Origin of the sequence: Paenibacillus sp. FSL K6-1217 (assembly GCF_045040735.1) — a bacterium.
In the GTDB taxonomy this organism is placed as follows: Bacteria; Bacillota; Bacilli; order Paenibacillales; family Paenibacillaceae; genus Paenibacillus_AQ.
In genome coordinates, this window is record NZ_CP150271.1 from 6,665,020 (window position 1) to 6,690,543 (window position 25,524).

Annotated in this window: 22 protein-coding genes and 1 pseudogene; 17 read left to right on the forward strand and 6 right to left on the reverse strand. The window is 55.0% G+C overall.

What is annotated here, in order from left to right; translation table 11 throughout:
• The first annotated feature begins 223 nt into the window (after positions 1-223).
• Together MHH28_RS29450 and MHH28_RS29455 are read left to right on the forward strand one after the other, a co-directional pair.
• Entirely contained in the window at positions 224-2,032 is a 1,809-nt protein-coding gene (locus MHH28_RS29450) for an adenine deaminase (protein WP_405117308.1), read from the forward strand.
• Positions 2,033-2,653: 621 nt separating this feature from the next.
• The gene (locus tag MHH28_RS29455; protein WP_405108509.1) at positions 2,654-3,082 is read left to right on the forward strand and encodes an IDEAL domain-containing protein; all 429 of its coding nucleotides are present in this window, start codon (positions 2,654-2,656) and stop codon (positions 3,080-3,082) included.
• Positions 3,083-3,146: 64 nt separating this feature from the next.
• On the opposite strand, the gene hemH is transcribed toward MHH28_RS29455, so the two are convergent.
• Positions 3,147-4,175, reverse strand: a complete 1,029-nt coding sequence (hemH, locus tag MHH28_RS29460) for a ferrochelatase (RefSeq protein WP_405108512.1) — start codon at positions 4,173-4,175, stop codon at positions 3,147-3,149.
• Positions 4,176-4,660: 485 nt separating this feature from the next.
• On the opposite strand from hemH, the gene MHH28_RS29465 reads away from it, so the two are divergent.
• Both MHH28_RS29465 and MHH28_RS29470 read left to right on the forward strand, forming a co-directional pair.
• The gene (locus tag MHH28_RS29465) at positions 4,661-6,982 is read left to right on the forward strand and encodes an FMN-binding protein (protein ID WP_405108514.1); all 2,322 of its coding nucleotides are present in this window, start codon (positions 4,661-4,663) and stop codon (positions 6,980-6,982) included.
• Between the two features lie 319 nt (positions 6,983-7,301).
• Entirely contained in the window at positions 7,302-8,258 is a 957-nt protein-coding gene (locus tag MHH28_RS29470) for a 3'-5' exoribonuclease YhaM family protein (RefSeq protein WP_405108517.1), read from the forward strand.
• A 180-nt stretch (positions 8,259-8,438) separates the two neighbouring features.
• Here MHH28_RS29470 and MHH28_RS29475 read toward each other — a convergent pair whose 3' ends face one another.
• The gene (locus MHH28_RS29475; protein ID WP_405108520.1) at positions 8,439-9,830 is read right to left on the reverse strand and encodes a TerD family protein; all 1,392 of its coding nucleotides are present in this window, start codon (positions 9,828-9,830) and stop codon (positions 8,439-8,441) included.
• A gap of 144 nt (positions 9,831-9,974) precedes the next feature.
• Here MHH28_RS29475 and MHH28_RS29480 point away from each other — a divergent pair.
• Both MHH28_RS29480 and MHH28_RS29485 read left to right on the forward strand, forming a co-directional pair.
• Positions 9,975-10,496, forward strand: a pseudogene (locus MHH28_RS29480) (TerD family protein); the annotation flags it as partial.
• A gap of 207 nt (positions 10,497-10,703) precedes the next feature.
• Entirely contained in the window at positions 10,704-11,369 is a 666-nt protein-coding gene (locus MHH28_RS29485) for a vWA domain-containing protein (protein ID WP_405117309.1), read from the forward strand.
• A gap of 843 nt (positions 11,370-12,212) precedes the next feature.
• Here MHH28_RS29485 and MHH28_RS29490 read toward each other — a convergent pair.
• On the reverse strand, positions 12,213-12,779 hold the full coding sequence (locus MHH28_RS29490) for a GNAT family N-acetyltransferase (RefSeq protein WP_405108523.1): 567 nt from the start codon (positions 12,777-12,779) through the stop codon (positions 12,213-12,215).
• A gap of 297 nt (positions 12,780-13,076) precedes the next feature.
• On the opposite strand from MHH28_RS29490, the gene MHH28_RS29495 reads away from it, so the two are divergent.
• The 10 genes from MHH28_RS29495 to MHH28_RS29540 all read left to right on the forward strand — a co-directional run bounded on the left by MHH28_RS29495 (position 13,077) and on the right by MHH28_RS29540 (position 22,876).
• Positions 13,077-13,964, forward strand: a complete 888-nt coding sequence (locus MHH28_RS29495; protein WP_405108526.1) for a LysR family transcriptional regulator — start codon at positions 13,077-13,079, stop codon at positions 13,962-13,964.
• A 122-nt stretch (positions 13,965-14,086) separates the two neighbouring features.
• Entirely contained in the window at positions 14,087-14,956 is an 870-nt protein-coding gene (locus MHH28_RS29500) for a transporter substrate-binding domain-containing protein (protein ID WP_405108529.1), read from the forward strand.
• Positions 14,957-14,990: 34 nt separating this feature from the next.
• Entirely contained in the window at positions 14,991-15,773 is a 783-nt protein-coding gene (locus MHH28_RS29505; protein WP_405108532.1) for an amino acid ABC transporter permease, read from the forward strand.
• Positions 15,773-16,483, forward strand: coding sequence for an amino acid ABC transporter permease (locus MHH28_RS29510; protein WP_405108535.1), 711 nt, complete (start codon positions 15,773-15,775; stop codon positions 16,481-16,483). Before MHH28_RS29505 ends, MHH28_RS29510 begins: the two co-directional genes overlap by 1 nt.
• Positions 16,480-17,232: an amino acid ABC transporter ATP-binding protein gene (locus MHH28_RS29515; protein ID WP_405108537.1), complete on the forward strand. Its 753-nt coding sequence runs from the start codon at positions 16,480-16,482 to the stop codon at positions 17,230-17,232. Before MHH28_RS29510 ends, MHH28_RS29515 begins: the two co-directional genes overlap by 4 nt.
• An 11-nt stretch (positions 17,233-17,243) precedes the next feature.
• Positions 17,244-18,260: an LLM class flavin-dependent oxidoreductase gene (locus MHH28_RS29520; RefSeq protein WP_405108540.1), complete on the forward strand. Its 1,017-nt coding sequence runs from the start codon at positions 17,244-17,246 to the stop codon at positions 18,258-18,260.
• Between the two features lie 41 nt (positions 18,261-18,301).
• Positions 18,302-19,501: an amidohydrolase gene (locus MHH28_RS29525; RefSeq protein WP_405108543.1), complete on the forward strand. Its 1,200-nt coding sequence runs from the start codon at positions 18,302-18,304 to the stop codon at positions 19,499-19,501.
• Positions 19,494-20,642: an N-methyl-L-tryptophan oxidase gene (gene solA / locus MHH28_RS29530; protein WP_405117310.1), complete on the forward strand. Its 1,149-nt coding sequence runs from the start codon at positions 19,494-19,496 to the stop codon at positions 20,640-20,642. The genes MHH28_RS29525 and solA overlap by 8 nt, the downstream gene beginning before the upstream one ends.
• A 325-nt stretch (positions 20,643-20,967) precedes the next feature.
• Complete coding sequence (locus MHH28_RS29535; RefSeq protein WP_405108546.1) at positions 20,968-21,483, forward strand: DinB family protein; 516 nt, start codon at positions 20,968-20,970, stop codon at positions 21,481-21,483.
• Between the two features lie 55 nt (positions 21,484-21,538).
• On the forward strand, positions 21,539-22,876 hold the full coding sequence (locus MHH28_RS29540) for an LLM class flavin-dependent oxidoreductase (RefSeq protein ID WP_405108549.1): 1,338 nt from the start codon (positions 21,539-21,541) through the stop codon (positions 22,874-22,876).
• A 120-nt stretch (positions 22,877-22,996) separates the two neighbouring features.
• On the opposite strand, the gene MHH28_RS29545 is transcribed toward MHH28_RS29540, so the two are convergent.
• Together MHH28_RS29545 and MHH28_RS29550 are read right to left on the reverse strand one after the other, a co-directional pair.
• The gene (locus MHH28_RS29545; RefSeq protein ID WP_405108551.1) at positions 22,997-23,662 is read right to left on the reverse strand and encodes a PspA/IM30 family protein; all 666 of its coding nucleotides are present in this window, start codon (positions 23,660-23,662) and stop codon (positions 22,997-22,999) included.
• A gap of 67 nt (positions 23,663-23,729) precedes the next feature.
• Positions 23,730-23,951 carry a PspC domain-containing protein gene (locus tag MHH28_RS29550; protein WP_405108554.1) on the reverse strand — a complete coding sequence of 74 codons (222 nt, stop codon included), beginning with the start codon at positions 23,949-23,951 and terminating at the stop codon, positions 23,730-23,732.
• Positions 23,952-24,251: 300 nt separating this feature from the next.
• Here MHH28_RS29550 and MHH28_RS29555 point away from each other — a divergent pair, with 300 nt between their 5' ends.
• Positions 24,252-24,881, forward strand: coding sequence for a YfbR-like 5'-deoxynucleotidase (locus tag MHH28_RS29555; RefSeq protein ID WP_341346890.1), 630 nt, complete (start codon positions 24,252-24,254; stop codon positions 24,879-24,881).
• On the opposite strand, the gene MHH28_RS29560 is transcribed toward MHH28_RS29555, so the two are convergent.
• Positions 24,856-25,500 carry a CPBP family intramembrane glutamic endopeptidase gene (locus tag MHH28_RS29560; protein ID WP_405108557.1) on the reverse strand — a complete coding sequence of 215 codons (645 nt, stop codon included), beginning with the start codon at positions 25,498-25,500 and terminating at the stop codon, positions 24,856-24,858. The genes MHH28_RS29555 and MHH28_RS29560 overlap by 26 nt on opposite strands.
• Positions 25,501-25,524: the final 24 nt, after the last annotated feature.

Genomic DNA, 25,524 nt, shown 5'->3' on the forward strand with positions numbered 1-25,524 from the left:
TGGAACTGTAGGAGCGATAGCGTCCGCCTGAAAGCTTTCTGAAGGAAAGCTCGCATCGTAAGCATCAGCTAGTCGCCGGATTTCAACCGCTAGCAGCGGTTTCATCAAGAAATCTGTAGACAACAGCGGCCGGAAGTCCAAAACTTCTCTGGAGTCACGGCTCATCCTAAAACATCAAAGTCATTAGTTCAATTTATATAATTACCGGGAGGGAGTGCACATGATGACTTATACACGACAACCATTGGCCGAATGCGTACCGGAGCTAGTAGCTACAGCCCGGGGAGACCGGCCGGCAACACTGGTCATTACAGGCGGCAAGCTGGTCAATGTATGCTCCGGGGAGATTCTGGACGGCATGTCCGTAGCTGTACAGGGCGGGCGTATTGCCTATGTCGGCAAGGACGTCTCCCATACGATCGGGGAGTATACGCAGGTTATTGACGCAGCTGGCAAATACATCGCTCCCGGCCTGATTGACGGACACTGCCATATCGAGAGCACTCAATTGACGGTGACGGAGTTCGCCCGTGCTGTGCTGCCGCTGGGGACGACCGGAGGCTTTTTCGATGCCCATGAGATTGCCAATGTCTTCGGGCTTAAGGGCATCAAGCTGATGCTGGACGAGATGCGGGGCACCCCGCTGGCTGCCTATATGCAGGTGGCTTCCTGTGTACCTTCAGCAGGTGCGGAATTCGAGACGACCGGCGCGTCCATCGGGCCGGAGGAAGTGGCGGAAGCCTACACCTGGGGCGAGGATGTGATTGCGCTCGGCGAAGTCATGAATTTCCCGGGTGTGGTCTACGGCGATGAGAAGATGCTTGGAGAGATTCAGGCGACCCTGCGTGCGGGGCGATATGTTGACGGGCATTTCACCTGGCCTTCGGATGACTGGAGACTTCCGGTCTATGCCGCAGCAGGGGTAACCGGTGATCATGAGTGTGTGACAGCGGAGGATGTCATCGAACGCGTACGTCTGGGGATGTATGCCAAAATGCGCCGCGGCTCCGCCTGGCATGATGTCGCCAAAACCATCACCGCCCATACCGAGCACGGTCTGGACCCGCGCCGGATGATGCTGGTGACGGATGACCGCAGCTCCGAATCGCTGCGGGATGAGGGGCATATGGATTTTGTGGTCCGCCACGCGATCGCCCAGGGCGTGAAGCCGGTCACGGCTTTTCAGATGGCAACGATCAACACAGCCGAGCGTTTCGGCGTAGCCCGTGATATCGGCTCCATCACCCCGGGCTCCTGTGCGGATATCATTCTGCTGGACGGGAACCTGGCCGATGTTCATGTGGTCCTGACGATTGCGGCTGGCGTTGTCGTAGCCGAGAACGGAAGTATGAAGGCTAAGCTGAGTCCATACACGTACCCGGATGAAGTGCTGGCCTCCGTGCATCTGCCGCAGCCTCCGGTTCCTGCAGACTTCGTGATTCACGCGCCCATTGAGGAAGGTGTTCTGGCCACGCGGGTCATCCGGGTCATTGAGAATCATGTGGAGACCGGCGAGCTGATCATGAGTCTGCCGGTGGCTGATTCGCAGCTGGTGGTCCGTGACGGCCTGTGCAAAATCGCTGTTCTGGAGCGGCACAAGGGAACCGGCAACAAATCCGTTGGGGTTGTGCAGGGCATCGGCTTCCGCGAGCCTGCGGCCATAGCGATGACGGTAGCTCACGACAGCCATAATGTGCTGGTCATCGGCAATGAGGATGGACTGATGGCGCAGGCGGCTAACGCCGTGGCGGAAGCGCAAGGCGGTGTTGCGGTGATTACCGCTGCCGGGACCACCTTGTTCCCATTGGCGATTGCCGGACTGATGTCCGCAGAGCCGTTTGAGATTGCCGCCGCGCAGTCCGCTGCCATCAGCACAGCGCTATATGACGCGGGCTGTACGCTGAACTATGCTTTTATGACGCTGTCCCTGCTGGCGCTGGCGGTCATCCCGACACTGCGGATCTCCGATAAGGGCCTGGTGCGGATCTCCCCGGAAGAGGGAATTCAACTGGTGCCGCTGTTCGTTAGCTAAGGCAGAGGAACACCATACCGGGGGAAGGTACAGTCATATCTTAATATGGAGCCATTCAGTCTTTTGCAGACTGGATGGCTTTTTTGTTGTAGAGGGAACTATAGTTTCCTACTGTTGTGGACAAGGTGTGTGTAAGGTAAAGGGCCATATGGATCGAATGTATGTGAAAAACAGCATACATTGTGCTCGCATGGAGGCGCAGGCCCGAATGTATGCGAAAACCAGTATACATTATGCTGGTGCGAAGGTGCATGGCCCAAATGTATGCCAAAAACAGCATACATTGTCTACCACGCAGGCGCATGGATCGAATGTATGTGAAAAACAGCATACATTGTGCTGGCGTGAAGGTAATCCTTTTCATCCGTTAGGATGGCTTTTTTTGTTCGTGTGTGGCAACCCAGTTGAAAAAAAAGAAATTAATTAACCGATTTTTCACGGCGTGAAACAGAAAATTTTAAACTTTTAATTAAAAAGCATTAACTATAGGTGCGGAAAAGACGATAATACTTGTAAATTAGTTAAAATTATTGTCGAATCATGAATTTGCAGCATATACAGATAGTCCGAATATGAGAAACGGGGTGCATGAGAATGATGAGATTAGAAACAGAGGACATCTTGAATATCACCAGAAAGCAAATTGCCGGTATTTTTAAAATGGAGCCGGTTGAACTGAAATTTGTCAATGATTTTCAGGGTGAGCAGTATCTGCTGACCAACGATAAACTGCATCTCAGCAACCAGCATTATTGGGCTAAGGTCATGGATTGTGTGTTCGAGAGCCATGTCAGACCGGTTCTGATGTGTGAGGTACTCTACTTCCTGCGCAATGAGTTTCTGGAGAGTGATATCAAGCTGATGTTCTCCTATGATTTTGCGGAGGGTTCGGAGGGGGAAGCGACGGCTTCGGCAGAAATCAGCTTCAAGGATTCGCCGGATCTGCAGCCTGATGAGATTGCCGAATTGATTGATTTTGCTCTGACTTTGCAGGATAAGCAGTGGTTCGAGGAACTGACTGCCCAATATAAACAGCTTACTGTAAGATAGTCATCACTCAACTAAGCCGTCCGGTTCACAGGAGGAAGATACCTGTAGACCGGGCGGCTTATTATTATTCTACGGCGCGGGGGTGCCAGCCCCGGGCTGTGCCGCTTACCAGTTCTGCGAGGAAGCTGATCCATTCTTCCGTGTCATTGAGGCAAGGGGCTACTTCGAGCCTCTCAGCGCTCCCGCCACCTGTGGCGAAGAGTTCCCGGCCTTCTACGGCCAGCTCATGCAGCGTTTCGAGGCAGTCTGTGACAAGTCCGGGTGAGAAAATCAGCGGCCGCCGGATTCCGCGCCCGTTAAGCTCCTTCAGCGTATCGGCAGTGGACGGACCCACCCAGGTCTCCGGCCCGAAGCGGGACTGGAAGGAGAGCTGCCAGCGATCCGGGGTCCAGCCCATAGCTTCAGCTAGCAGACGGCCGGTCTCCCGGCACTGCTGCGGATAGGGATCGCCGGTCTCGGCATAGCGGCGGGGAATGCCGTGGAAGGAAAGGACATAATAATCCGGCTCTTCGCTCATTCCTTGGATCTGCCGCTGCAATAAAGATTGCATGGCTGCGATATAGCCGGGCGCATCATGGTAGGCTTCTACGAACCGAAGTGCCGGTACGAAGCGCTTGGATACCTGCCCGTAGCGGCTGTGCCGTCCGAGGGCCGCGAAGCTTGCAGCTTCATAGACGGATGCTGTTGTAGTCGAGGAATACTGCGGGAATAAGGGCAGGACAATAATGCGGGTCACTCCTGAAGCTTCCAGCTTGCGGAAGGCTTCAGCCATGCCGGGTGTGCTGTAAGCAAGCCCCAGCTCGACCTGATAGCTGCTGCCCAGCAGGGTCTGGAGGGCTGCCTGCTGGGCTCTGGAGTGGACCAGCAGAGGTGAGCCCTCTTCCATCCAGATCTCCTGGTACAGCTTCGCGGACCGGCGGGGACGGGTGCGCAGAATAATGCCGCGCAGCAGCGGCTGCCAGAGCAGCGGATGATAATCAATGATTCTGCGGTCAGACAGAAACCGCTTAAGATAGGGACGGACCGCCTTGGCGCTGGGGGCGTCAGGAGTTCCGATCTGAGCAAGAATCACGCCTATACTCGACTGATTCATAAGCAGTTGTTGCTCCTTTCTCTGAACATGACATCATTCAAAACTATCATAGTTAAGCACTAACACACAATATAATATATCGCATGGCTATCATATGAAGGAGGATATGGGAGATTATGAGAGGCAGGAGAAATATATATTTTGTGTTATTGCAAAAAAGTGATGTTTCTTATAGGGTGTGTGATTTTCTACACAGAGAAAAGAGTTTCAATTTTGTTACCATCAAGCCAGAAATATTGACCAGCAGCTTGAAGTCCACTTATGTGAAATAATTCACTCTACTATGTGAATTGTTTCACCTTTTGAAAGATTGTATATATAGATGCAACTTTTCTTACACGGGCTGGGCCGAGCAGGAATGAAGAAAGGAGTGGGTAACGTTCAGGAGGAGTCGGCTGCTCCTCGTCATCAGAAGGAAGTGAATGGAACCAACCGGTTTGAAAACGCTACATAATACTGGGGATATACTAAAGGAGAATACGCATTTGAAAAAACTAATTTCTTTGACTGTAAGCGCAGCCTTGCTGCTCGCGCCGTTAGCCTACACGATTAACGCACCGGCCTTGAACCTGAAGGTGGATGCGGTTTCAGCAGCCTCGGAAGAAGCGCCGGCAGCGACTGCTAAACCAGCTCCGAAGGCGACAGCCAAACCTGCAGCCACCCCGAAAGCAACAGCCAAACCGGCGGCGACTCCGAAGGCAACAGCCAAACCGGCAGCCACTCCGAAGGCAACAGCCAAACCGGCAGCCACCCCGAAGGCAACAGCCAAACCGGCAGCCACCCCGAAGGCGACAGCCAAACCTGCTGCAACAGCTAAAGCAACCGCTAAGCCAGCAGCAACTGCTGCACCGGCAGCATCCGCCAAGGCTTCTGCGAAGCCTTTAGCAAGCGCTAAGCCAGCGGCCACAGCCACACCAGTTACTGTGCACCAAGCTGTATATCAGGACGGAGTATATGTTGCCTATGGAGATGCGTATTCCAAAGGGACAGAGGGTGCGAAGGTAACGATTAAAGACGGCAAGATCGCCGATATCGAGCTGCTCCGCACCAGTCCGAAGATCATTGACCGCAATGCCCGTGAGAATTACAGCGGCGTATGGGTGGCTTACGGTCTGATGAAAGACAGACTGATGGGCAAAACCAGAGACGGCGCGGCTGCAGTTGACGCTGTATCCGGCGCAACCCGCACCAGCGAAGGCTGGAAGCTGTCCGTAGACAGAGCTTTTGAGCGATCGCTGGAGCACCAAGCGGCAGACGCGACTTATTTCAGCGGCGTCCATATGGGTGTAGACCCTGAGGCCAAATACGCAGTGTTTGCTACCTATGAAGCCAACAAGCTGACTGCAGTTAAACTGTATCCGCTGAGCGCTACCGGAGACTTCGTGGATGAGAAGACGTATACGGCTGAACAGACTGCGGCCATTGCAGCAATCACCCCTGCACTGCTTGCCAAAGGTGCAGGAGCGCAGCCGGTAGCCGGTTTCGAGGCTGAGACCAAATCCGCAGTGAACGCCTTCTGGGACGCCGAACAGAATGCCAGCATCAACAATAAGGCTGCTTATGTTGACGGATTCTACTCTTCCTACGGTACTGCAAGAAGCGTAGGCGTGGAGAGAGCGGATATTGTGATCCGCAACGGCAAGCTGGTGGATGTGAAGCTGTTCAGACTTGGCAACAACCTGATTGACAGAGGGACAACCGCCTATGCGGAGGTTGTGAAGGCCAATGCTCCGATGACAGCCAAATTGCTGGCGAACGGCTCTTATATTGCCAATTATAATGAGAAGGTTGACGGGATTTCCGGAGCCACCGAGAGCAGCCACGGCTGGAATCAGGCGGTAGAGCGGGCATTCGAGAAAGCCTTGAAGACTCCGGGTGAAGGCCAAACCTTCGACGGTAAATTTGCCGGTGTGGATAATCAGTCCAAGGTTATGCTGCTGGTTGATATCGAGGCTGACCAGGTGACGGGCATCAAGCTGAGCCTGTTCGGAGCAGACGGCAAGCTGGTTGCAGACGACAAGCGTACCGAAGAGCAGAAATCACTGGTGGATAAGCTGACCGCAGGACTGCTCGCAAGCGGTGTGCAGGCTGCTGACATCACCGGACAGGAAGCCTTGTCGGCTGCCGCGAAGGCAGCGCTGACCGATGCTTTGACCAATGCGTCCAAAGTGCAAGGTACTTATAAAGACGGCACCTTCACCGCTTACGGAGATGCTTATGATAAAGGCACCAACCAAGCAGACGTCACGCTGCGTAACGGCAAGATCGTAAATGTAGCCCTTTCCCGTGTAGGCATGAACATGGTGGATCTGGGCAAAGCCGCTTATGCCGAGGTTCAAAAAGCAATTCCGGTGCTGACCGCAAGCTTCCTGGCCGCAGGGACAAGAGAAGGTGCGCAAGAGGTCGATGCTGTATCCGGCGCTACGAGCAGCAGCAATGCGCTGAAGGCAGCGGTTGACCGGGCTTATGGTAAAGCGGAAATTACGGAAACGGATAAGGCCGCGTACTTCGACGGGATTTTCATCGGTGCAAGTGTGGATAAGACTGTAAATGTTATGGTTACTACTAAGTATAATGTTCCTGTGACTATGGCTGTGTACTACCTGGATGATAAGGGTAAAGTAAGATATAATCTCACGGATGATGAGCTGCTGGTGAAATACGAGATCGAGAATACCTCGAACGGCAAAGGACTGCATAAGTACGGATACCGTGCAGCAGCCTTCGGAGCGAATGATGCCCAGAAAGCCATCTCCGCCAAAGCGGTAGAAGCAATCAAAGCAGCGCTCGAAACCGCCGGCAAATAACAGAATTCATTCACTAAGGGTTGTCTTTGGCCGTGCAAATGGCCGGGGCAGCCCTTTTTTCAAAATATAAGAATTTTATATGTTGCACACGGTAACTTATCCTTCTATTTCTCGCTGAAACGAATACCGTCCTTTAAAAGACCGGCAAAGCCGTTTCCACTTGAGCTTCGATATTGGGGGTACGGCCGGAAACGGGACATAAATAGCAATGCCAATCGTATAGTAATTTAAAGGGATTTGGGAAGGGAGTGTCAAACCTCTAATATACACACTAATATATACAGCAGGCTCAGGCCTGTAAGTCATAGGAGGCTTCACAATGACATTAATCAAACAGCTAGCCCCGCAGGATGAATTCACCGGCTTCTATCTGCTTCGAGAACTGGTGCTGAAACAGACGAACGGGACTCCTCCCAAGGATTATTTCGATATTGTACTCGGTGATGCCAGCGGCCAGATTTCGGCGAAATACTGGGACGTTAGCGTAACGGATAAAGAGACTTTTTTCCCGATGGCGCTGGTGAAGGTCCGGGGACTGGCTCATACGTACCGCGAGAAGCTTCAGGTCAAAATCACCAAGCTCAGACTGGTCGATGAATCCGACGGAGTGTCGCTGACCGACTTCATCCGCTCGGCCCCGGTGCGTCCTGTGGACCTGGTCCATACGATCAAGAACGAGATGGCCAGCATAACCGACCCGGAGATTGCAGCGATTGTTAATTTCTGTGTCGGGAAGGTCGAGGAGAAGCTGATGCATTATCCGGCGGCCAAGACCCACCACCATGCGTATTTCGCGGGACTTGCCTATCATATGGTCCGTATGCTGGAGATTGGGGATTTCCTGTGCAGGCAGCGCCCGTTCCTGAATCCTGATCTGATGAGAGCGGGGATTATCCTCCATGATATCGCCAAGCCGGAAGAGATGATCTCGCAGTACGGCATTGTGTCGGACTATAGTGTGAAGGGCAAGCTGATCGGGCATATTTCCATGGCCTCCAGCTGGATTACCGAAGCGGCAATCCGCACCGGCATTGATCTGGAATCCGAGAAAATCCTGGCGCTTCAGCATCTGGTGTTATCCCATCATAACCTGGGGGAGTGGGGCAGCCCGGTCCAGCCGCAGACGGCTGAAGCGGTGGCCCTGCATCATATCGATGCGATGGATGCTAAGCTGCAAATGGTGGAGGACGCCCTTGATACCACCCCTGAGACGGAGGAATGGACGCCGTTCATTAGAGGACTGGAGAATAAGGCCGTCTACCGCATGAAGCTATAACGATCAAGACCCTTGTATCGCTGAAAATAAAGCAATCCCCCCATCCCGTAATTGCGGTTTGGGGGGATTGCTCTATTTGTGATCTAGCGGGCCAGTATGCGGGCCCGATGTAAGCGAAAAACCGAATACATTCGGCTAGCGGACCGGTATATGGGCCCGATGTTCAGGCAGAAACCAGCATCATTCACCCGTTAGGTGATTATGCTCAGGACCTTCAGCCTCCGCTGCTGCTGCGGATTCAGCCTGTGCCTTCGCGGCGCTGCCTGCCTCCAGGCCGTAATGGCTGCATAGGGCGGTAAGATCGCCCGGCAGCTGTTCTCCTACAGCAGCAAACCTCCATTTGTCCTTATAGCGGTAGAACTCACCGATAACGACGGCCATACCCGGCGTTATGTCCTGGCCGAAGGGGAATACGGCCAGTCTGACCCCCGTCCGGGAATCAATCAGTGATACGGAAGCGTTCCTGACCGGACCCGGATTCCTGTTACTGCATACCTCCGCAGCCGTAAAGGCCAGCGCAATCCGTGTTATGGCCGCAGGCAGACGGTTTAACTGAAGATACAGATGTCCCATGTGCGCAGCAGGCTTGGAGCAGAAGACAGAGCCGCTGGGGTCTTCCATATTCCCATAGAAGACAAGCTCCCGCTCTTGCTCACAGCGGCCGCTCTCCCGGAGCAGAAAGGCAACGGTCTCCGGCTGGCTCACTTCCGGGTGCGAAGCCGGAGCATCCCAATCCACAGCGGCAAGGAGCCTGGAAGCGCTGAGCTTGTCGCCGATATCGACGCGCTGCCCCCGCACCAGCATGGGGACAGCCGCAGCCCCGGCGGCTGGCGGGGCTGCGGCCACTTGGCCGCCGGGTGAAGCCGCTGGCGCTTCGCCAGGTGCCTGTCCGGCCACCGTTTCGCTTACCGGTAATCCCGGGTTAACATCGACCGCAGGTTCAGCATCGTCTGCCTTCTTCCGGACGGACTGCTTCTTCGCGGCCTTCTTAGGCGCCGCTTTGAACGGTGTATATCCGCCGTCATACATCGTCCCGGCCTTGTAGCCGTGGCTGCCGGCCAACAGCAGGGGATCAAATTCCTGCCACTGCTCCATTAATTTCAGCAGAATCAGGGCCGCCGCTCTGGCGTCATCCAGCGCATCATGGTGCTTCAGGCGGATGCCGAAATGCTGCGAGATGATATTCAGCTTATGGGAGGGCAGCTCCTGGAGCATTTTTTTGCCGAGCAGGTAGGTGCATAAGTATTGAAAATCGGGATAGCCAAGGGACGAGTCGTCCAGGCAATACCGCAGTACGCTCATATCGAAGGCGGCATTATGCGCGATGACAATCTCGCCTTGCAGCAGCGGCTTCAGGGTAGGCCATAGCTCAGCGAAGGTAGGCTTGCCCCTAACCATAGAGGGCGTAATGCCATGAATGGCGATGTTCATCCCGTCGAACCGCTGCCGCGGATCAATCAGCCAGTCGTATTCCGCTGTAATCACACCTGCCCTAACCTGGACAAGCCCGAGTGCGCAAGCGCTGGTGCGGCTGGAATTGGCCGTCTCAAAGTCTATTGCTGTGTAATCCATCTGGTAGAGCCCCTATCTATCATCTAATACCCTCCATATTATAGGAGCATAGCCAGAAATACAATGCGTTCAGGTTGTGCAAGACTGCGCCAATCGGGTATACCTTATCTATGAACTTCTGGAATAGACTGCGATGAAGAGGAGATGAGAGATTTGCAGCTGTCAAAAGGACAAAAGGCTGATATCACCAAAGGAAGACAGGTTCACGAGATATCCATCCAGCTTAGTTGGAACACGCAGACTAGCGGAGTGGGAGTCGATGCGGCAGCCTTTCTGCTGTCGGAGCGGAACCGGTGTGAACGGGATGAGGATTTTATTTTCTACGGGAATCCGGTGTCGGGGGAAGGGGCGGTAGCGCATTCTGCAGAGGGGGAGAACGGGGCGGAACTGTCGGTATCGTTATCTAAAATACCCCAGCATTATGCCCGCATCGCGGTAACCTTGACGATCTATGAGGGCGAGCAGCGCAACCAGCAGATGAAAGATCTTTCCGGCTTGCAGCTGCGGCTGATCGACCGCAAGAATCATGAAGAATTATACCGCTTCGAGTATGGAGCGGATCTGTTGGAGGAGACCGCCGTCGTAGCCGGGGAGCTGTACCGCCATCAGGGGGAGTGGAAGTTCAGCGCAATCGGCAGCGGGTATAACGGGGGACTGGCTGCGCTGTGCAGAAGCTACGGGCTTGAGGTGGAACAGCCGTCCGGGAACGAAGCGGCAGCGGCGGCTGAGGTGGTGGAGCGGGCAGCTGCGGTAGTGGAGCAGACACCTAAGGTAGTGGAGCAGACGCCTGGGTTAGTGGAGCGGACACCTCAAGTGGTGAATAAGACCCCGGAGGTAATCCGTCAGCCCGAGGCGCAGCCTCCGGTGAATGTGTTGTCTTCGATTAATCTGCGCAAAAAGATTGTGGAGCTCACTCTGGTCAAAAAACAGCTCACCGGTGTAACTGCAAGAGTAGGTATCGTGCTGGACATCACCGGCTCTATGCGCAGTCTTTATGCCCGGGGAGTGGTGCAGGAGGTGGTGGAACGCATCCTCGCCGTCGCCAGCAAGTTCGATGATAACGGCTCCCTGGATGTGTGGGTCTATGATACGGAATTCAGCAGACTTCCGCCGGTTACCGAGCAGGAGCTTGGCAGCTATGTCCTCACTCATATTATGAACAATGACTCGATTCATAAATTCGGGCGCAATAACGAACCGCCGGTCATGAACGATGTCATTGCGAAATACACGAAGGAGGAGCCGGATTCGACCCCGGTGTTCATTATCTTCATCAATGACGGCGGCGTTGTGAAGCTGACCCGCAAGGTTATTATGGCGGCCTCCACCCTCCCGGTCTTCTGGCAGTTTGTAGGGATCGGCGACTCCGATTTCGAGGTGCTGAAGCAGCTCGACACGATGAGCGGCAGGCTGGTGGATAACGCAAGCTTCATCCATCTGGACCGCATTGAGGACGTATCCGATGAGGAGCTATATGACCAGCTGCTGAATGAGTTCCCGCAATGGCTGAAGGCCGCGAAGGCGAAGCGGATTCTGTAGCAGTGTTCACAGGGAAGCGTGGAACAACCGCTCAGTAGCAGCATTCATATGGAGTGGTTGTTCCAAATTCTGAAGCGGCAAACACAATAAGCTGTGGTGCCACCGTACATTATCAGCAATCATATGGAGTGGTGGTGCCCCGCTCTGAAGCGGCAATCACAATAAGTTGTGGTGCCACCGTACATTAGCGGCATTCACATTGAGTCATGGTGCCACGCTCTGAAGCGGCAATCACAATAAGTTGTGGTGCCACCGTACATTAGCAGCATTCGCATTGAGGTGTGCTATCCCGGTCTGTGAGGGCATTTATATGGGGCTATGTTTGCCCCTTACTGCAGCCGGATTGCAGTGCAACGCGAGAAATGTTGCATGTTTTGCAGCTTTGATTCCCGGATACTAAGGCGTCCAAGGGGATTGTTGCAACAAATGCAGGAATTGCCCCGTTAAACCGCCCGAAGGAGGAGAAATGCTGACTTTTAGACAACATTTTGGAATTTTGGTGCGGATAAGGAGGGGATTGTTGTCTTTTTGGCAGGATTTTTGCAATTTCCCGGCTCAAGCATCCAACCCCACGGGTCCTAGCCCCCCAGCTCAAATTGCCCGGCCCAAACGGAGCCCTAGAGCGCTCCGCTGAATCACCGTGATAAGCCGTAATAAGCCGAAATAAACAGTATAAATCCGTAATAAGCCAAAGTAAGCCGTAACAAGCCCAGCTAAGCCGTGGTAAGCCGTAACAAGCCCTGCTAAGCCCTGCTAAGCCGTGATAAGCCGTAACAAGCCCTGCTAAGCCGTGATAAGCCGTAACGATCGATAAGCCCTAATAAGCCGTGATAAAAGGACAGCTTAGCCAGTTATTCTGGCTGTAGAGTTGGGCTTCGCCTGTGGACTGGCAGAGGCAGGCAGCTCCAGGCGATAGCCTTTGACCAGAGTATCCCCGTTCTTCAGATCCGTCTCATAAGCCCGCTTGAAGCCCAAGCCCTCATACAGCCTGATCGCGGAGGCCATCATATCCGAGGTATGAAGGTTCAAGCTGGCTGCCCCCAGCGCAATGGACCTTCCTGCGGCTTCGCGGATCAGAAGTCTGGCCACCCCGCGCCCCCGAACTGCCGGAGATACGGCAAGCAGACGGATGATCGGCGTATGGATGCCCAGCTCCGTCCTGCCGTAAGCTGCCTCTGAGGAGGTGAACAGCAGCACGCTGCCTACAATTTGTCCGTCCAGCTCCGCTACAATCCGCGAGACCGGTGCATCGCCGTGAACGGAGCTGAGAATAGAATCCCGGTACTCCGCCCAGAACGGCCCGGGTAGCACGGCTGCATATTCGCTGTAGGCTTCGAGCAAGACTCCGGCAATGGCTTCACGGTCCGAAGCTGCGGCTTCACGGATTACAATTTCTGCTGAGTGATTCATCGGTTGCCTCCTGTTCAGTAATGGGATGTGCCGTTATTATAATTTATAAATCCGATGAGTATAAGTGGGAATTAATGATTTCGATTAATACATAGGAAAATTCTATCTGACTTTGTGCGGTATAAAATCAAAAAATCTGCCGGCCACAGCGGCTGAAAGTCCAGAACTTCTCTGGAGTCACGCCTGAACCCAAATAAGTGATGCCCGTCAGTTGACAAAAAAATAGCTACTGCATAAGATTAATTCACTGTTAATCGATTGGAATAGTTAAGTTATCGATAGAGGAGGGGATTCCGGATGAATATCGAGAATATTGAGGCTTTTGTCTACATTAATCACTACGGAAGCTTCAACAAAGCAGCAGATGTGCTCTACATCTCGCAGCCGACAGTGACGGCCCGTATCCAGTCGCTGGAACGGGAGCTGGACTGCAAAGTATTCGACCGACTCGGCAAGCAGATTAACCTGACGGATAAAGGCCGCCAGTTCCTCCCCTATGCACAGCAGATTCTGCAGGTCTATCAGAACGGCAGGCATCAGATTCAATCCAAAGGCCAAATCCCCGGCGAACTGAGAATCGGCAGCACCGTATCGGTCTCCAATTATCTGATGCCCCATCTTCTGCTGCATTTGAAGCGGCGATATCCCCACCTCCGTATGAAGCTGACGACTGCCCCTACCGAAGCATTGATTGAGAAGCTGAAGGCGAAGGAGATCGATCTTGCTTTTATCCGTAAGGTCGTGAATCCGTCCATTCAGTCGTTTCCTTTCTGTGAAGACCCCATCTCGCTGTATGTGTACGCCGCTCACCCGCTGGCCCGTAAGGGCCGTGCTTCCATTCAGGAGATCTCTGACGAGACCCTGGTATTCTTCGAATGCGGCTCGCTCGACTGGATGCGCCTGCACCGTGTGTTCCAGAGTATGGAGCAGCCGCCGGGCATTGTGTATCAGGTGGATAACCTGGAGACAGCCAAGAAGCTGGTGCTGAAGCAAGCCGGAATCTGCTTCCTTCCAGCCTTGAGTGTGCAGGAGGAGGAAGAGGCGGGTACGCTGGTAAGGGTGGATATCGCGGAGACCGAAGGCATCTCCCTACGGACCAGCCTGATCTCGCTGAACGGGGAGAATGCGGAATTCCTCGACACCCTGCTGGAGTTGGGGACGGGGACCCTGAGCAAGCTGAATTGACTTCTTGTATAACCATATTAAGAAACTCTATTAGCGCATGGCCACATGCAGTGATAAAGTTAATTGCATATAATCACCACTAAACAGATAGGGATTATCTAAATTGAAAAGGGGCTTGAGATATGAACAAGACGATAACGTTCGCATCCACACTGGTACTAACGCTGCTGATCGCCGGCTGCGGCAACAATAACAGCGCAAATAGCGGCAAGGTGGCGGAAGCAGCATCTCCGAATAGTGCGGAGTCCACGGCTGCTGCCGAGCCGGCTAAGGTGACCAAGATCGTGGTTGGCACCGGGACTGCTTTTCCCAATGTGTGCTTCATCGATGAGAACGGCAAGCTTACCGGGTTCGATGTAGAGCTGCTGAAGGAGATTGACAAGCGCCTGCCGGAGTATGAGTTTGAATTCCAGACGATGGATTTCAGCAATCTGCTGCTGAGTCTGGAGACGAAGAAGATTGACCTGGTGGCCCATGTCATGGAGAAGAACCCGGAGCGGGAGCAGAAGTACTCTTTTAACAAGGAAGCTTATGCCCACTGGAGAAACCGCATCGTAGTAGCCAAAGGCAACACTTCCATCCAGACACTAGACGACTTGAAGGGGAAGAAGGTGCTGACCGGTGCGACCAGCGCACAAGCGCAAATTCTGGAGAACTATAACAAGGAGCACGGTGCGGATTCGATCCAAATTGTCTATCAGAACGGTGCCGCCAACGATACGGTCAGCCAGATTGATTCAGGCCGGGTGGATGCTACCCTTGCTGCAGATTTCGTATTGCCGATCATTGACCCGCAGAGCAAGCTGCAGGCGGTGGGTCCCGAGCTGTCCTCTGCTGATATTCTGTATGTGCTGCGTAAGGATGATGCCTCTTCGCAGAAGCTGTCGGAGGCCATTGACGGAGTGGTCAAGGAGCTGAAGACAGACGGCACGCTGGGCAAAATAAGCACAGAGTGGCTTGGGGCGGACGTCACTACCTCATCGGTTCAATAATGCATAGGTTCGCGCAGCGGAAAGGAGGTGCAGGATGGGTGCACCGTTTGATCTAGGTTATGTCTTCTCGTTCCTGCCCAAGCTGCTGACTACGCTAAGCACCACGCTGCTGATCGTAGCCTGTTCGCTGCTCGCAGGGATGATTGTCGGATTTATCGTTGCGCTTCCCCGCCTGTATAAGGTGCCGGTCCTGAAGACCTGCGCTGAGGTGTACATTTCTTTTTTCAGAGGGACGCCGATTCTGATTCAATTATTCCTGTTCTATTACGGTCTGCCTGAGGTGCTGAAGCTGGTGAATCTGGATATGACGCGGACTCCGGTGCTGGTGTTCGTGATTCTGACCTATGGGCTGCATACCGGGGCCTTCATGTCAGAGATGATCCGCGCTTCGGTAACGGCTGTCGATAAAGGCCAGGTCGAAGCGGCTTATGCTACGGGGATGACCTCTTATCAGGCTTTTACCCGTATTGTGCTGCCTCAGGCACTGGGAATTGCGATTCCCGTCTTCTCGAACCTGGTCATAGCGCTGCTGAAGGATACTTCGCTGGCGTTCACGCTTGGGGTGATGGAGATGACGGGCAAGGCCCAGACCCTGGGCAGTGCGACCCAGCATTTCATTGAGACGTATATTGCGCTTGCACTCATCTATCTCGTAATCAGCTTGTGCATTGAGAAGCTGCTGCTGGTGGCCGAGCGTCGGTTACTCCGGCATGAAGCCCAGGATAGCCCGGCGAAGAAGCGGTTCACTCTGCAGCGAAAAGCGTCCTACCGCACGATTGTCGCGGATATTGGAGCGGGTAAGGGAGGCGGTGCGTAATGAAGCTGGACCCATCTTTTATCTGGACGGCGTTTGTGCAAATTCTGGGAGCCATTCCTACGACGCTGTATATTACGGTTGTGTCGGTATTGGCAGGCTTCGTGATCGGTACTGTCGTGGCACTGATCCGGATCTATAGAATCCCCGGGCTGTATCCGCTGGCCGTAGGGTATGTCACGTTCATCCGCGGTACCCCGATGCTGACGCATCTGCTGCTGATCTATTTCGGGCTGCCGATGATCATCGACGGGCTTGCCGCACAGTTCGGCTGGAGCTTCCGCTCGGTATCGATCCCGATGATCGGCTTCGCCTATATTTCCTTCTCCATTACGGCGGGGGCCTATATGTCCGAGGTGGTGCGTTCCGGTCTGCTGGCGGTGGACCGCGGTCAGCTCGAAGCGGCCCATTCCATAGGAATGAGCACTACGCAGGCGCTGCGGCGGATTGTGTTCCCCCAGGCGCTGGCGGCGAGCCTGCCGAATCTGTCGAATTCCGTGATCGGAATGCTGCACGGGTCTACGCTTGCTTTTACCGTATCGGTGGTCGATATCAATGCCCAGGCGCAGATTGTCGCTTCAACCAACTGGAAGTTCTTCGAGGCTTACCTGGCGGCGGCGCTGATCTTCTGGGGACTGACGTTCCTGATCGAGCGGGCAACTGCCGTCATTGAAAGACGGATCAATCTGTATAACCGGGGGGGAGTCGCATGATTAAGCTGTCACAGCTATCGAAGTCGTTCGGGCGCCATCAGGTGCTGAACCAGATTGATCTGGAGGTGTCCAAGGGGGAGGTGGTTGTCATTCTCGGCCCCAGCGGCTCCGGCAAAACAACCCTGCTGCGCTGCGTGAATGTTCTGGAGAAGCCCAGCGGCGGCGAAATCTCGATCGGGGAGTTCAAGCTGGACTTCCGGCATGCCCGCAAGAAGGAGATTCACCAGCTGCGGCAAAAGACGGCCATGGTCTTCCAGCAATACAACCTGTTCCGGCACAAAACCGCGCTGGAGAATGTGATGGAGGGCCTTCTGATCGTGAAGAAGCTGCCGAAGGAGGCAGCGAGAGAGAAGAGTGTCGCCCTGCTGGAGAAGGTCGGACTCGGCGCCAAGCTGGATGCTTATCCGAGCCAGCTCTCCGGCGGCCAGCAGCAGCGGGTCGGGATTGCCCGGGCGCTCGCCCTGGAGCCGGAGGTCATCCTCTTCGACGAACCCACCTCGGCACTGGACCCGGAGCTGGTGGGCGAAGTGCTTGCGTTGATCCGCAAGATCGCCAAGGAAGGCATCACGATGATTGTGGTGACGCATGAGATGGGCTTTGCCCGCGATGTGGCGAATCATGTGGTATTTATGGACGGCGGAGTGATTGTCGAGGAGGGCACGCCCACGGAAGTATTCAACCACCCGCGTGAAGAACGAACGAAGCAGTTCCTGAAGCGGATTACGCCGGAGCTGAACTATTCCATCTAGGAGGCATATCTATGGCAATTACAATCAGCGTACTCGACCAAAGCCCGATCTATCCGGGGGAGACACCGGAAGAGGCTTTTGCACATACGGTCAGGCTGGCGCAGCTGTCGGAACGCCTCGGCTTCCGCCGCTTCTGGGTATCCGAGCATCATGATTCCGAGCAGGTAGCCGGTTCTTCCCCCGAGGTGCTGATCTCGCACCTGCTGGCCAAGACGGAGCGGATCCGCATCGGCTCCGGCGGAATTATGCTCCAGCATTACAGCCCGTATAAGGTGGCTGAGAATTTCAATGTGCTGGCTTCGCTGGCTCCGGGACGGGTGGACCTCGGCGTCGGACGCGCTCCCGGCGGCCTGCCGCGCAGCACACAGGCCTTGCAGCAGGGAGGCGGCGAAGCCGCTTCATTAACGGACAAAATCACGGAGCTGGAGAAATATGTGCATAACCGGCTGGAGGCGGAGCATCCGCTGCACGGGCTGAAGGCAGGCCCGCTCCCCGCAACCCCGCCGGAGCTGTATGTGCTTGGCGCCAGTGTCGCCAGCGCCGAGATCGCGGCCGGATTGGGATTGCCGTATGTGTTCTCCCTGTTTATCGGCGGCGATCAGGCTGTTGCTCTAGAGGCGGTGCGGGCTTATCGCAGCGGCTTCAATGGAAGCGGCGGGAAGGAGCCGCAGGTCATTATTGCGCTGGCTGTCATCGTGGCCGATACGGAAGAGGAGGCCGGAGAATTGGCTGGAGCGCATAAGCTGATCCGCATACGCTTCGCCAGCGGCAAGATTTTGACCCTGGCGAGCCGGGAGCAGGCTGAGGAGTTCACCCGCCAGAGTGAGGAAGCCTACACGCTGGAGGAGCGGGAGCCTGAGATTACCAAGGGGACGAAGGAGAGCGTCCGGGAGCAACTGCTGGCATTGGCCGCCGCTTCCGGCGTAGAGGAGTTCATCGTCACCACTAACGTGCAGCCCTTCGGCAAGCGGCAGCGTTCCTTCGAGCTGCTGAGCGAGGCGCTGGCCGAAGTGCCGGCGGAGGCATAGCCCAGTGAAGACATCTGGTTAACAAGCAAGGAGGCCCGCTAATGACAAATTCAGCCACGGAATCTGCGGCACAGGAAGTACATTCGTTATCGTTCAAGGAGCGCCTGGTTGAAATCAGGCGTCATCTGCACCGGCACCCGGAGCTGTCAGGGGAAGAAGTGGAAACTAGCGTGTATATCACCTCACTGCTGAAGCAGGCGGGTGTGAAGATAGTAGATTACGGACTGAAGACTGGAGTGATTGCCGAGATCAGTGGCCAGCACGGAGGTCCGGTGATTGCCCTGAGGGCGGACATCGATGCCCTGCCGATCCAGGAAGAGACGGGGCTGTCCTATGCTTCGGAGGTTCCCGGCAGGATGCATGCCTGCGGGCATGACTTCCACACGGCAGCGCTGCTTGGGGCTATTTATCAGCTCAAGGAGCAGGAAGACAGCCTCAAGGGGTCGGTGCGCTTCCTGTTCCAGCCTGCCGAGGAGAAGGCGAAGGGGGCGCAGCAGATCATCGCCGCCGGAGGGCTGGATCAGGTCCGCGCAGTAATCGGCATGCACAATAAGCCGGATCTGCCGGTAGGGACCCTTGGCATCAAGGCCGGTCCGCTGATGGCGGCCGCAGACGGCTTCGCTGTCAGTATCCGGGGCTTCGGCTCCCATGCCGCCGTGCCGGAGGCCGGAATAGACCCCATCGTGGCAGCTTCCCATATTGTAACGGCGCTGCAGTCCATCGTCAGCCGGAATGTGGGCAGCCTGAGCAGCGCTGTAATCAGCGTTACGCAGATCCACAGTGGCAATTCGTGGAACATCATCCCGGACTCAGCGGTGCTGGAGGGGACCATCCGTTCCTTCGATGAGGCCGTGCGCGGCAGGGTACTGAAGCGGTTCGAAGAGGTCGTTACAGGTGTGGCCGCTGCGCTTGGTGCAGAAGCGAGCGTGCGCTGGATCGGCGGGCCGCCGCCGGTCATCAACGATGCGCTGCTGGCCCGGCTTGGAGAAGAGACGGCTGCGAACCTGGGCTACACTTCCGTGCAGCCGATGCCTTCACCGGCCGGGGAGGACTTCGCCTTCTATCAGCAGGCGGTTCCCGGATTATTCGTCTTTACCGGCACAGCCGGAAGCCGGGAATGGCATCATCCTGCGTTCGAGCTGGACGAAGCGGCACTGCCGGTAGGCGCGGGGTTCTTCAGCGGTCTGGCGGTCCGCGTACTTGAGCATCTCTCGGCTGAAGGGGGTGCAGATCATCGCTGACCCTCCCGTATATGATGTGATTATTGCCGGTGCAGGCTCCATGGGCATGAGCGCAGGCTATCATCTGGCCCAGCGCGGCGTGAAGACGCTGCTAATCGATGCCTTTGATCCGCCGCATACCGAAGGAAGCCATCACGGGGAGACCCGGCTGATCCGGCATGCCTACAGCGGCGATCCTGCCTACATTGACCTGGCGCTCCGCGCCCAGGTGCTGTGGGAAGAGGCGGAAGCAGAGAGTGGGACGGAGCTGCTTGTCCCTGCGGGCGTGCTCAATCTGGCGGACAGTCGCGTGTATTCCTTCGCCGGACGCCATGCGGAAGCGCGGAAGCGGAAGGTGCGGACCGAGCAGCTGGATGCGGCGGAAATCCGCCGCCGCTGGCCGGCCCTGACCCTCCCAGACTCCTTCGAGGCCATGTATGAGCCGGAGGCCGGTTACCTGTACAGTGAGAGGTGCATTACAGCGTACCGGCAGCTTGCGCTTGCTCATGGTGCGGAGCTGCTGACGAATACGCCTGTGCTGAAGGTGACGGCCCGCGAAGGGAGTGTCACCGTTCATACGAAGAACGGCGATTACCATGGAGCTGCTGCTATTCTCAGCGCCGGTGCCTGGTTCAGCTCATTGTCGCCCTTCGTCAGCCTGCCCATTAGAGCCGTACGCAAGGTAGTAGGCTGGTTCGGGAGTACGCCTGACTTCGACGCCGGGAGATTCCCCGGGTTCACGCTTGGTTCTGAGGAAGGCGGGTTCTACGGCTTCCCTGCTATCAGCGGGGCAGGGCTGAAGATTGGCCGCCACGACACCGGCGAAGAGTGGAAGACCGGTGAACCGCCGGTACCCTTCGGCAGCCTGGAGAGTGATGAGGGCGACCTGCGCTGTGTGCTCGAAGCTTATATGCCCGGCGCTGCCGGGAAGCTGCTGAAGGGTTCTGTCTGCAAGTACGAGCATACACCGGATGAGGATTTCATCATCGACCGCCATCCGGCTTACAGCCATGTGCTGCTGGCCGGAGGCTTCTCGGGCCATGGCTTCAAATTCTCCAGCGTGGTTGGAGAGATTCTCGCGGACATGGCTGTGCAGGGACACACCGGGCAGAATATAGCTCCGTTTGCGTTGTCGCGCTTCAATAGTAACGCACATATTTGAGATAGTAGTGTAGCTAAGTTTAGCCCTGTAGCTCGTGTAACACGCATCAACTAAGGCATATTAACATCCTCCCACTTAGGGATAGTTGTAGAATGTACACTTAAAAACAGCAAAAAGGCGTATATGTATCGTCTAATTGTAGTCTGTACAACTAAATTTGCCCGAATGGGTGAGTATGGATGGAAAATGATATTTTAAATGTACAAAATGCAATTAAAAGGATAATGGGTTGTGAATCAGAAGCTTTAGTTGTACAAAGTGCAACTGAGCATATCCCATCAGCGGGTAACAACGATAATTCAAACCAATACTGGAGGGAATCGCAATGAGCAGTGTGAGTGTGGAGCTGGACGGCTACTTGAATACGCATGGGCAATTGGTCCAGGCGGTGGAAGGCTTATCAGATGAACAGCTGAGGTGGAAGGCGGAGCCGTCAAGCTGGAGCGTGACCGAGGTGCTGGCGCATTTGGCGGATCACAGTATTGTGGTCTCCTTCCGTATCCGTGATATTCTGGCGGATACGAAGGTGCAGCTCCCGGCATTCCAGCAGGATGCGTGGGTCAGCGGACAGCATAGTAACCAGGGGCAGGCCGCAGACAGCCTGGAGCTGTTCCGCAGCCTGCTGCATTACAACAGCCTGCTGCTGGGAAGGCTGAGCCCCGCAGAATGGGAGAAAAGCGGGATTAACTTCAAAGGCGAGCCGGTGCGGATTACCGATATTGTCCGCAGCTTCACCGCCCATGTGCAGAATCATCTGGCCCAGATTGAACGGGTGAAACGGGGAGCACAGGCGGGGCAAGCAGAGCAAGCTAATCATGCATCGCAGCAAGCGGCTCTGTAGGAATAATGTCATGAGGAACCAAGCGGACTGAATACCCATTCGAGGAGGAATGAACATGACGACACCAAGACAATTGAAGCTGGGAGCACTGCTGCACGGCGTGGGGGGAAGCACCTCCATGTGGCGGCATCCCGATGCACAGCCGGATGCGAGTGTGAATTTTGAGCTATACAAGGAGTGGGTACGCAAGGCGGAAGAAGGCAAGCTGGACCTGATCTTCATTGCAGACGGTCTGTTCATCAATGAGAAGTCGATCCCGCACTTCCTGAACCGCTTCGAGCCACTGACGATTCTTAGTGCATTGGCGGCGGTCAGCAGCCGGATTGGTCTGGTCGGGACCTTGTCCACCTCTTACAGTGAACCGTTCACGGTAGCCCGGCAATTCGGCTCACTCGATGTGATCAGCGGCGGACGGGCCGGGTGGAATGTAGTGACTTCACCGCTCGAAGGCTCTGCGCTCAATTACAGTAAGAAGGAGCATCCGGATCATGGCAAGCGGTACCGCATTGCGGCCGAATATCTGGAGGTGGCGCGCGGGCTGTGGGATTCCTGGGAGGATGACGCTTTTGTGCGGAACAAGGAGACGGGCGTCTTCTTCGACAAGGATAAGCTGCACACGCTGGATCATCAAGGCGAGTTCTTCTCAGTGAAGGGACCGCTGAATATCGCCCGCTCGAAGCAGGGGCAGCCGGTGATTTTCCAGGCAGGCTCCTCGGAGGTCGGCAAGGATTATGCCTCAAGTGTGGCGGATGCGATCTTCACGGGCCATGACAGCCTGGAGTCCGCACAGGAATTCTATAAGGATGTGAAAAGCCGGGTAGCTTCTTTCGGGCGCAATCCCGATGAAGTGCTGATCTTCCCCGGCATAGCACCGATTCTGGGGGCTACCCCGGAGGAGGCGGAGCGCAAATACCAGGAGGTTGCCGGGCTGGTGACGATAGAGAATGCGCTGAACTATCTGGGAAGGTTCTTCGAGCATCATGATTTCTCGCAGTATCCGCTGGATGAGCCGTTCCCGGATCTGGGCGATCTGGGCCGAAATAGCTTCCAGAGCGGAACAGATAAGATTAAGAAGGACGCCAAAGAGCAGGGCTTAACCCTGCGGCAGGTCGCCTTACAGTCGGCTACACCGCGCAGCAGCTTCATCGGTACGCCGGAGCAGGTGGCCGATCAGCTTCAGGCCTGGTTCGAGGGCGGGGCCGCCGACGGCTTCATGCTGGCCGCCGCCGTACCGCACGGCCTGGAGGAATTCGTGGATCAGGTGGTTCCGATTCTACAGGAGCGCGGACTGTTCCGTACCGAATACGAGAGCGATACGCTGCGGGGCAATCTCGGCTTGCCGGTTCCACAGAACCGTTATACCAAGGCTTCTGAACCAGCGGGACAGGTGTGAGTCAGGTGCGTTCCAGCAGACGTTGATGGCGTACAGGATGATTCAACAGCACAACAAAAAGGATGCCATCCCTATGAAAAGGGAGGCATCCTTTTTGCAATTACGGACGATACCGTCAGCTTACTTCCGGTTACGGAGGCGTTCCAGCTCGGCTTCCACCGCGCTATTGATGGAAGATTCATGAGCCGCTGCTGCCAGCCCGGCTTGCTCGGCCATTGCTTCCTGCATGGCGATCTTGTCTTCCATCCGTTCGAATCCGCGCGCTGCGGAACCGGCATTCAGCACCTGGCCGAAGTTGCCTGCATAAGAACCTGTGTTGCTTGCCTCAGCCGCTTGCTTGATCTCCGCAGCTTTGCGGGCACGTTCAGCCAGTTCAGCCCGTTTGGCCTTGAGACGTTTCTGTTCTTCCTTGACACCAGCCAGCTGTACTTCGAGGGAAGCCAGCGTAGCCTGGGTCTCCTGCAGTCCGGCGGTGCATTCTTGTCCGCTCTCCGTGTAACGGAGCTTAGCCATTACCGCCAAGCGGGCAGCAGGTTCATTACCCTCGCTCATGAATTGGACCGCTTCTGCTTCACTGCGCTCTGCGAGCACCTTGTATTCGTAGATCCGGCGTTCCAGCACACTGGCTGCTGCCTTAAGTTCACGCTGTTTGCTTTCGGCAGTACCAATCTTGTCCTCCAGGTCCCGCAGGTATTGACCGGTCAGCAGGATCGGATCTTCCAGTTTGTTCAGTCCTTCATGAATAGCGGCCTTAGTTAGTGTAGTGATTCTTTGGAATATGCTCATAATAATGATCTCCTTTATATGTGGGTTTAGTTGGTTTGGTTATTTTGGCAAGGGGCATCGCAAGTAATTAGTAGTTATTGAAGCCGTCATCGAAGCCGCCGTAGGATTCCTGGGGAACAATAAGGCTGCCGATGATATAGAGAAAAACTACAGTGCCGAAGCTGAATATCGTAGCGATAGCAACAATCAATCTTACAAGGGTCGCATCCACTTTGAAATAGCGCGCCAGTCCTCCGCATAAACCTGTGAGTTTCTTGTCTGTTAGGGAGCGGGTTAATTTTTTATTCATAATAAATCTTCCTCTCATATTAGATGACCGCCGGTGTGGCGTGTTCATTTCCGTTGTCTATGTATGTATTGTACGAATTTATCCTTCCTGGCAAAACAGCCTGCAGACTGTTCTTTGTTCCAGACCTTAGTCGGGGATGAGGACCGCAATAGGACGGGGAGAGGCCGGGAAATAACGTTAGAGGTGCGCAGCAGCAAGGATTTTACACAATCGGGTCCTGCGGTTCATCCGGGGTTAACACTGGCGGTTTAAACTGTAGTCTAGCGGAACCTAACTTACACACACGGGAGGACGGGCTTCATGGGAATCCACAAGTATTTCCGGTCACTGAATGAGCTGGAACGCATTATCCGCTGCCCGGGCAAATTCAAATTCGAGGAGCATAGCGTTGCGGCCCATTCCTGGAAGGTCGTACAATACGCGAAGACGCTGGCGGATATTGAAGAGAAGCACGGCGCGGTGATCGACTGGAAGAAGCTGTACGAGATTACGAGCAGCCATGATTATGGAGAGATTTTTATCGGGGATATCAAAACACCGGTGAAGCACTCCTCGCTCCAGCTCAGGTCACTGATCCAGCAGGTGGAGGAGGGCATGATCGACAATTTCATCAAGGAGCATATTCCGGACGAATTCAAAAGCATCTTCTACCAGCAGCTCCGCGAGGGCAAGGATGAGTCGCTGGAGGGACTGATTCTGGAGGTTGCGGATAAGATGGATCAGGTGTATGAGGCATTCGCCGAGCTGCAGAGAGGGAACACGGAGAAGGAATTCGTGGTGATGTACCGCAATGCGCTGATCAAGATCAAGCATATTGACCTGAAGTGCGTGGAGTACTTCCTGGCAGAAATTCTGCCGGATATGGTGAACGAGGAGACGCTGTCTCCGATTGATATTAAGAGAATTACGGAAGAGGCGCTGGCTCTGTAGATGAGCTGTGGCTCTTTTTTTGAACCCAGACAGCCGATCCGTTAAAAGCAATATGCAGCGGAATCGTCAGCAAGAGCGACTCCGTAACCTGCGCGAACAGCCCGAAAAAGATCCCTCCGCTCAGCGCGAACAGCATAAACCGGACACTCTCGCGGTTCAGCCGGTAATACTGCAAATGCGACACAGCGAACAGGAAGGCTGTAAGGAGAATAGCGCCGCTGATATCGATGATTCCCGTTGCATGGAGTTGCCCAAGACCCGGATGCTGCGCGAGAATGGGCAGAACCAGCCCCCGGAAAGCAATCTCTTCAAAGATCGGGAAGCACAGCACGAAGTTGACTGTATTATAAGTGCCCGCTGCATTATAGCCGGAGGATCGGGAGATGATCAGGTTCACAAGCAGTATGATAAGGAACAGCGGAAGCACTCTCATCACCTGATGTGGCATGCCAAACGTATAGCTGTCATTCCAGAGAACGCTTCCAGCAATCATCGCAGCTCCCCAATAATAAATCGTATACCGCACCTGTGTTTTAGCGACCAGCCCGAGAATCCGCTCGATGATCCGGTAGGAAAAAGACAGCAGTACAGCAATAGCACATAACTTCAGTAATAGCATGAATGTTAATCCTCCTGAGACGGT